General features: G+C 41.8%; 6 protein-coding genes. 4 read left to right on the plus strand and 2 right to left on the minus strand.

The window, feature by feature from the left end; translation table 11 throughout:
- On the minus strand, positions 1-1423 hold a 1423-nt coding region (locus ACLL8Z_RS00685), incomplete at its 3' end, for an LTA synthase family protein (RefSeq protein WP_411272818.1).
- Positions 1424-1575: 152 nt separating this feature from the next.
- Here ACLL8Z_RS00685 and ACLL8Z_RS00690 point away from each other — a divergent pair.
- Positions 1576-2904: an IS4 family transposase gene (locus ACLL8Z_RS00690; RefSeq protein ID WP_411272819.1), complete on the plus strand. Its 1329-nt coding sequence runs from the start codon at positions 1576-1578 to the stop codon at positions 2902-2904.
- Positions 2905-2941: 37 nt separating this feature from the next.
- On the opposite strand, the gene ACLL8Z_RS00695 is transcribed toward ACLL8Z_RS00690, so the two are convergent.
- On the minus strand, positions 2942-4321 hold the full coding sequence (locus ACLL8Z_RS00695; protein ID WP_411272820.1) for an IS4 family transposase: 1380 nt from the start codon (positions 4319-4321) through the stop codon (positions 2942-2944).
- 501 nt (positions 4322-4822) lie between these two features.
- Between ACLL8Z_RS00695 and ACLL8Z_RS00700 the strand changes: the two genes are divergently transcribed.
- The 3 genes from ACLL8Z_RS00700 to ACLL8Z_RS00710 all read left to right on the plus strand — a co-directional run.
- A complete protein-coding gene (locus ACLL8Z_RS00700; RefSeq protein ID WP_411272821.1) occupies positions 4823-6715 on the plus strand; it encodes a DNA topoisomerase IV subunit B in 1893 nt (630 codons plus the stop codon).
- 66 nt (positions 6716-6781) lie between these two features.
- Complete coding sequence (locus ACLL8Z_RS00705) at positions 6782-7270, plus strand: cytidine deaminase (RefSeq protein ID WP_411272822.1); 489 nt, start codon at positions 6782-6784, stop codon at positions 7268-7270.
- A gap of 48 nt (positions 7271-7318) precedes the next feature.
- Positions 7319-8833, plus strand: a 1515-nt coding sequence (locus ACLL8Z_RS00710) for a choice-of-anchor L domain-containing protein (RefSeq protein WP_411272823.1), incomplete at its 3' end; no start/stop codon positions are given.

Below are 8833 nucleotides of genomic sequence, written 5' to 3' on the forward strand. Positions count from 1 at the left end.
ACCATTTTTTCGATTTAGCTCCTTTGATATAAGCTCCAATGCAGGAGTCGGTGTAAAAAAAGGTGCTTCGGAATTTATTATCGGAATCTTCGCCCTTAAAGCGGGGAGTACCCGGTAGTTCAAAAGGCTCGTGGTTAGTGAGTGTTAAAATGGTGGAAAAGAATGGTGTTTTCTCTGCGTCCAGATCAGCTGCATTTTTTTGGAAAACCATGTGATCATAGGTACCCCATTTAGAGTTCATATGTTTTTTTTGAAATGAATGCTGATCTACGAGTTTGGAATAACCATGACTAAGAATGTAAGACTTCATGTTAAAGAACTCACTTTCCCCCCCGTAATAAAAAGAAGTGTTATAACCATTTGCCTTCATCTCCTGCGAAATGGCAGGCAACTTTTCCTGCTTGTCATTGTGTTTCATTATGGTGCGTATGGCCTGCGAAGGAAATGCGCTTAAAGTGCCAATAATACCTTTGTCAGTCCGACCCCCCGCGGCATAAATATCTGTGAAGAGCAATCCATCGCTGCTAATGTCTGACATGTTCGGAGCAATGCCCTTTTCCCCTCCAAGACTTTCGATTAGCGCAGTGGTAAAGCTTTCGACAATAATGAGCACTACGTTAGGCTTAGATGTGTTTAGTATTGGAATAGTTCCGGACCCAGGATCAGGGAACAGCTCGTCTATGATCGTTTTAGATTCGGCAACGGTATAATATTTATACGGATTCCTGGCAGCAAATTTATTATTAATAATATCCTGAAACAGGTTCCATTGCGTATTAACAGCTGCATGATTCAAAACAGGTTCTGTTGAAAAGTACGCCATGCTCTGATTAATGGGTGTTAATTGCCAGCCGCCTCTTGCTACCAACACAAGCAGTGCTACAGCCACAATGCTTCCTGTAATTTTAGTCAGAAAGGGCTTCTCCCTGTCGGAAATTTTAAAGTCGATAAGCCAGTTTGCTAAAAGCAGCCCGCACACAAAAAGCGCCAGAACAATACATGCGGAATAAAAGATTGGCTGCGAAGCACTGGATGCCATGGCCTCTGTCGGCGAACTAAATGCCATATCAATTGCTCTGTAATTTATTTTGGTGCCCCATTCCCGATATAAATTCCAGTTAAAGCCGCTGATGAAAACGAAAATCAGTAATAGAAAAACAACAAATATTTTGCCTGCCAGGGGAGGAAAAAAGCTTCGCTTAAGGAAGAGGAATATGATGTAAATTAATAGTGGGAGCGCCGAAATATAAGCGGCCATAGCTGAATCTAGTCTTAGCGCATACCAGAAGGTTGCAGCCTTATCTCCAATGCTTACCTGGCTTAATTGATCAGAAAAAAAAAGCAGAAAAATCAGCCTGTCGAGGGCGAAGAAGAATATCCAGAATAGGTAAAAGCGGAAAAAAACAAGAAAGCTTTTTAACATCGGCGTAAGGTATGAAATTCAGCTCAGCTTATCCGCCCAGTGTCCCTCGCTGGCGGGGGTTGGGGCAATGTCATTAACTTAAGAAAAAGTATATTCCCATAGGGTAAAGAAACTGCAAAAGCAGTTTCTTTAAGCTTCGAAACAATACCCCTATGAGAGAAGCAAACTTAGAAATAATTAAGAGGCTAAAGGCATTTTTAGTTCAGGTGAAAGAAGATCCTTCATTACGTCATCATTTCACTCCCCCGGAAGCCTTTACAAAAAACAGGAAACTGCCCCTGGAACGGATGGTTTATTTGATAATCAGCTTATTAAAGCGAAGTCTGAGTATTGAATTGGAAGATTTTTTCCAGAGCTATTATCCTGAGCATTCCTGTGCCAGCAAAGCCGCTTTAAGTAAACAAAGGCAGAAGCTTGATTACAGTTTCTTCACATTGTGGAACAGTGTGCTGGTGAAAAGCTTTTATGAATGTTATCAGCAGGATGTAAAACGCTGGAATGGATTTCGCCTGATGGCTATCGATGGTTCTACTGCCTACCTGATCAATAAGCCGGATCTTATTACTCATTTTGGTGTCCAATCCAATCAATCTACTTCTATTGCCATGGGACAGATCATGGAGCTGCATGATATCCTGAATGATCTTACGGTTTGCTCTGCCATCTATCCCATTGATATCTCCGAGCAGCAGGTGGCCTATCAATGGATACCTTATTTAGAGCCAGATACACTCACTATTTACGACAGAGGGTATCCAAGCTTTAGTGCTCTTTACCTTCATCTTGAACAGGAACAGCCACTTCACTTTGTGATGCGTTGCCGGACTAATTTCAACAAAGAAGTAATTGCTTTCATGTCTTCCGTGAACACCAGCCAGGCAGTCACTTTTAAGGCTACTGACATAGCCATTCAAGAGCTTAAAAAGCATGGCTATAGGCTCACAAAAGCTTCTACAATCGTTGTCAGGTTAATAAAAGTTAAATTGGCTGATGGTTCAACAGAAACCCTGATTACCAGCCTGCTGGATGAAAATGAATATCCGGAAAGCATCTTTAGTGATCTCTATTTTAAGCGCTGGGGAATAGAAACCAGTTATGCCATCCGAAAAAACAATCAGCAAATGGAGGTTTTCAGCGGATATAAAGTGAATACGGTTTTGCAAGATTTCTATGCTGGAATATTTGTCGGCAACTTACAAAACATACTGAGCAAGCCGGCTCAAAGCTCCGTAACAAAAAAGACAAGAGGCCGAAAATATCACTATAAAATTAATAAGAATGTAGCATTAGGACTATTAAAAAGGCATCTCATCAGAATTTTTATAGAAATTGATCCTGAACAAATCATAATCGAGTTGGAAAGCCTGTTTGAAAGATATACAGAACCAATCAGGCCTTCGCGAAGCTACCCCAGAGAAGTCAAGGGAAAACGGGCAAAAGGAAAATATCAGACCTTAACCAACTATAAACGTGCTATTTAGCCCTTAAGTTAATGACATTGCCCCTGCCCCCGCCAGCCTACCGTGTACCCACATCTTTTTGGAGTGTCCAACCGTCGAAGACATCATAAAATTTATTTATCCCTTTGAACATGGTGGTCATGCCCGGTTTTCGTTGCGAGGTATATCCTTTCCAGCCACCTAGTCTGGATATAACCCATACTGCATAATTCAGTTTGCCAGCTTTGAAAGGATTTTTCAGGGCCTTTGTTTTGCCTTCATTTACTTCGTTCAGAGCATCAATACATCGCTGCTCCTCCTTGGTGAATAGTATATCACTGTCGGGCACATTTGCTTCCTCAGCTTCATTGTAAGCAATATGCATCTGCATCAGCTTCATGATCGTATCCAGAAGCATTACCGTTAACTTACGAATTGACCAGCCTGTTTCCAGTTCACTACCTTCAATATTAAACCCTTCTTTTTTAAGCATTCGGAAAAGTTCTTCGATAAACCAGCGCCAGGTATACCATTCAATGACAAGGCGTGCCTGATCGAAATCCGTTACTGGCCAGGTTGTTAATAATCTCCAGTGCACACCCTGATAACCCACGCATCCGACCTCAAGAGCTTCCACAGCATACAGTTCAGCGCTTATCCCTTTGCCTTTTCTACGTATACTGGTTTTTATACATCGAACTTCTATCGTTGCCTCACGGGCTGGTAAATTCCCATGACTATCACTGTCCAGTTTAACCTGGTATGTTCCAAGCTTTGCTGAAGCTGAAAGGGTATCCCAGAGCTTACCCTCCACATCATTTGTCAACCGGTTTAACCGGGAACGGATTAGAAGATGGGTACGTTCATCCGGAATGCGAATAAACTGTTCCAGGATATCTCCCTCACGATCCTGGATAATAACTATCGCAGCAGCCTCATTTAACGCTGTTTTACTTTGATCACTTGCTTGGAGCCACTTGTAAGACTCTTTTTGCTCAATTGGTAAATATTTGCGCGCAGCTTTGGTATCCATATCGAATTCACGTCCCCACATTCTGATGCTAGAAAACCCTAAAGGAAAACAGGTTTGGGCATCCACAACCAGCGAAGGATGCAGCTTAAAGCCAATGCCTTTGCTGTCATCTATGCCTCCTAATCCCGTGTGGCTCTGTAAACGGCCTTTGTGTGTAGTTAAGTTAACTTCCGTAGTATCTTGTATGGCTAATACAACTTTTCCTTTAACCTGACTGGAGCATCGCCCAATCAATTCTTCAATAAGCTTCTCTTCGCTGGCCCGATCATTATGTAAGAATCGGTAATAGGCCTTTTGTTCTGCTCTGTTAATAGAAAGGCCTTGTATACTCCGGGTACCACTGCTAAACAAACGTTGGTGAAGCGAACTGCCGCGTGACTCTATTCGCTTATCTCCGAAATAGCCCTGATAGGTTACTCTTTGCATCAACAAATATCATCTTTTTATTTGTGGGTACACGGTAGCCCGCCAGCGGGGGAGACTAGGCGGATAAGCTGACATGGTAATATCATAACGATCATCCTATGATCCGCATTCCAAAGCCGATTCAAAGATAATTAAACATCGCTTTAAAACTCGAGGCAATTGAGCTGACAGACGCTTCGGCTAATTATTTGTGTCCAAACAGTAGCTGTCCGGCAGGCAGGCTTTTGGCCTGAAAGGCGAAAAGATTGAAGCGAAAAGCCCGGGCCCCGCACCACGGGGCAACCTCCTTATCATTCCATTATCAACCTTAATTCCAGATTATTCAGCCCGATTGCACAGTTTCATTTCATCAAGTATTTATAATGTTCAAATGTTGAAATCTCCTACCATCGCACACCATTCAAAATTTTAGATTTGTATGAGATAAAATATTAGTTATACGTCTGCGTCGATAGCACAGCGTTTAGAAACTTACAACCTATACAACGTACAACTTTAATAATGGCAGAATTAGATTATAGTGACGATAGTATCCGGTCCCTCGACTGGAAGGAACATATACGCCTGCGTCCGGGGATGTACATAGGCAAGCTTGGCGACGGTTCGGCTTACGATGACGGAATCTATGTCCTGTTAAAAGAGATTCTGGACAATTCCATAGATGAATTTGTAATGGGCGCCGGGCGGATTATTGAGGTAACGGTAGCCGATAAAAAAGTTTCTATACGTGATTATGGACGCGGTATTCCTCTTGGTAAGGTCATTGATTGTGTTTCGAAGATCAATACGGGTGGCAAATATGATTCTAAGGCGTTTCAAAAATCGGTAGGCCTGAACGGAGTGGGTACCAAAGCCGTTAATGCCCTTTCAGCAAATTTTTCTGTGCAATCTTACAGGGATGGGCGTACCAAAAAAGCAGAGTTTGAACAAGGTTTGCTGGTTAGCGACCCTCCTGAAATGGAAACAACACAACGGAACGGTACTGCAGTTATTTTCTATCCTGATGACACTATATTTCGCCACTATCATTATATCCCGGAGTTTGTAGAGAGCATGATTTGGAACTATGTGTTCCTGAATTCAGGCCTGACAGTCAATTTCAATGGTACAAAGTATTTTTCGGAACGCGGGCTATATGATTTGTTGACCCGAAACACCGACGTCGAGACGATCCGATATCCAATTATCCATCTCAAGGGAGATGATATCGAGGTAGCCATGACCCACGGGCAACAGTATGGCGAGGAATATTATTCATTTGTAAATGGTCAGCACACCACACAGGGTGGAACCCATCAGGCCGCCTTCAGAGAAGCGGTTGTTAAAACTATACGGGAATTTTATAAAAAGGAATTTGATGCCTCTGATGTAAGGGCGTCTATAGTTTCTGCCATTTCCATACGTGTTCAGGAACCTGTGTTTGAATCTCAAACAAAAACCAAACTGGGTTCGCAAAATATCGCTCCTGATGGGCCAAGTGTGCGGACATTTATCAACGATTTTATTAAAAAGGCCCTCGACGATTATTTGCATAAGCATTCCGCTGATGCAGACGCTTTATTAAAGCGGATCATGCAGTCAGAGCGCGAGAGGAAAGACATCGCAGGCATTAAAAAACTTGCAAATGAACGTGCAAAAAAGGCATCACTTCACAATAAAAAGCTTAGGGATTGCAAGATTCATTTCGAAGATACCCACGAACGTAAACAGGATACTACCTTGTTTATTACTGAGGGTGATTCTGCAAGCGGCTCAATTACTAAATCACGCGATGTGCAAACGCAGGCCGTATTTAGTCTGAAGGGTAAACCGCTTAATTGTTACGGACTTACCAAAAAGGTGGTGTACGAGAATGAGGAATTTAATTTGCTGCAGCATGCATTGAATATTGAAGACGGATTAGACAATCTCCGATATAATAATATTGTCATTGCGACGGATGCTGATGTTGATGGCATGCATATTCGATTATTGCTAATGACATTCTTTCTCCAGTTCTTTCCCGATCTCGTTAAGGCTGGCCACGTTTCAATTCTTCAAACGCCTTTATTCAGGGTTCGCAATAAAAAAGAAACCATTTACTGCTATAGTGATGAAGAGCGCCAGCGCGCAATTCAGAAGCTCGGTAACAGGCCTGAAATAACGCGCTTTAAAGGCCTTGGGGAGATCTCACCCGAAGAGTTCGAGCTGTTTATCGGAGAAGATATCAGGCTTGACCCGGTAATCTTGTCAAAGGAGCAACCAATAAAGAACCTTCTGGAATACTACATGGGGAAAAATACTCCTGACAGGCAGCAGCACATTATCCAGAATTTGCGTGTGGAAGTCGACTTTATTGGTGAGGAACCCCTTCCAGTGTTAGTGGCTGAAGAAGTTCTTGTTGAAGACCAGTGAGCTAAATCAATAATTCTTATCTTGCTAATCATTTCAGTTATTTTCTGAAAGCTCAGGACTTCTACTATGCCGAATAATACCCTAACCATTACATTCGAAGAATATTCGTCTTTTGATGAACTGAATACCACAGATCAGGAACTTTGTAATGAAGCCATTAAAGCGATGTCCACGTCACATTCCCCGTACTCAAATTTTCGGGTCGGTACGGCTTTGAGGCTTGAAAGCGGAAAAATTGTCTTTGGGAGTAACCAGGAAAATGTTGCATATCCCTCAGGGCTATGTGCTGAAAGGGTGGCTCTTTTTACTGTTGGATCCACCTATCCAAATGAAAGGATCATTAGTATGGCCATAACAGCTCAGACAGACAAGTTTCAAATTACAGAGCCAGTAACATCCTGTGGTGCCTGTCTGCAGGTAATGGCTGAGTATGAAAAAAAGCAATCTTATCCAATTGAGGTTTTATTTTACTGTCAGAATGGTTCCATTATTAAGACAAAAGGAATTAAAAGTTTACTTCCGTTTGCTTTTGCTGAATCGAGACTGAAAAAATAATCGTAAATTGTATATTAATGTAGTTTAGTGCTCGTAATTGATATAGAAATGAAGAAAGCTCTCCTTTTGATATTGACAATTTTCATCTTCACCCGGTTCTCTAATGCCCAGATAAGATTATCAGCAATTAACGTAGATGACTGGATTAAGAAAAATTTCAGCGGACAAGGTGTAGTTATCGGTAATATAAGCCATAAAGGATACCCGCTTTCCATTTTATCATTCACCAGCACGCCAGGTGTTTTACAGGTCCCAAAAGGACTGATCTTATCTTCTGGTAATTCTTATAATGTTGCGGGTTATAATAACTCCCACAATCAAAGTTCCACATTCAGTGATGTTGCTGTTCCGGAATTAGACAAGGACCTGTCATCATTAATTAAAGAAAAGCTCTACGACATTTGCAGCATCGAATTTGATTTTGTGCCAATGGATAACAGTATTCAGTTCAATTATCAGTTTGGCTCTGATGAGTACCCTGAATACGTCGATTCGCCCTATAATGATATATTCGCATTTATTGTTTCTGACGAAACAGGTTCAAAAAATATTGCCCTTGTTCCGTCAACCACTGTGCCTGTAAGTATCAATACAATCAATTTCAAAACCAATAAGGATCATTTCATCGATAATAATCTTTACAAACAGGTAATTATTAAACGGCAGGATCCTGTGAAATCAACTTACCGCGGAACTTTGCCAGGCAGGATCCTACGTTCAATCGCGTCTATTTTTGGCTCGCCGAACTATGCCGGAAACGCAGATCGTGTGGTCATAGCCCCTGATCCAGAACTTTTAAAGACTATGGATCAGAATTTATACCGGAACCTGCGCTATGATGGAATAACCAAAAAGATGGTAGCACAGATGTATGTAACTCCATATAAAAAGTACCATTTAAAAATTGTGCTGGCTGATGTTTCTGATAATATCTATGATTCAGGAGTTTTTATTGAAGACAGAAGTCTCACCTCCAAAAAGGATGTTACTCAACCAGCGTTCAGGAATTATCCGGACCTAAGCAAAGTAGTAGATCCAAATCTTATTCTGCAGGGTAAAAAGCTTGAAGATATTCTACCGGACGCTTATAAAAACCCGATACCAACCACAGTTGAAAAGACTCAGCCCTTGGTAAGCACCCCAGTCACTACCGCGCCCGTGCAAAGGCCTCCAGTTCAGACCCAAACCGAAATAAAATCACCATCAATTAATGATGCCGTGGCCGTACCTGTCCTGGAAAGCGTTGTGATATATTTCGATTTCGATAAATCTGATATTACCAGAATCGAAATGGAAAAATTAAAAGATGCTATGGCTGACTATCAAAAATTGAGTGAATACTATTCTTTCAGAATCACTGGCCATACCGACAGCATTGGGAGCATGGCCTATAACGTAGCCCTTTCAAAAAGAAGAAATCAGGCAGTTATTGATGCCGTTAACCAGCTTCTGGGGATTAAAAATCTGCCTGCACTACATAAATCGTTTACAGAACCCGCGGCAGATAACAGCACAGAGAGTGGCCGCCAGGCGAATAGGAGGGTGGAGATTATTTTTACGAGG

The sequence above is a fragment of the Daejeonella sp. genome (assembly GCF_046590655.1).
GTDB lineage: Bacteria > Bacteroidota > Bacteroidia > Sphingobacteriales > Sphingobacteriaceae > Daejeonella.

Coding starts and splice junctions, on each gene's coding strand:
- ACLL8Z_RS00690 (WP_411272819.1), top strand. CDS start 1,576: ATGAGAGAAGCAAACTTAGAAATAATTAAGAGGCTAAAGGCATTTTTA.
- ACLL8Z_RS00695 (WP_411272820.1), bottom strand. CDS start 4,321: ATGCAAAGAGTAACCTATCAGGGCTATTTCGGAGATAAGCGAATAGAG.
- ACLL8Z_RS00700 (WP_411272821.1), top strand. CDS start 4,823: ATGGCAGAATTAGATTATAGTGACGATAGTATCCGGTCCCTCGACTGG.
- ACLL8Z_RS00705 (WP_411272822.1), top strand. CDS start 6,782: ATGCCGAATAATACCCTAACCATTACATTCGAAGAATATTCGTCTTTT.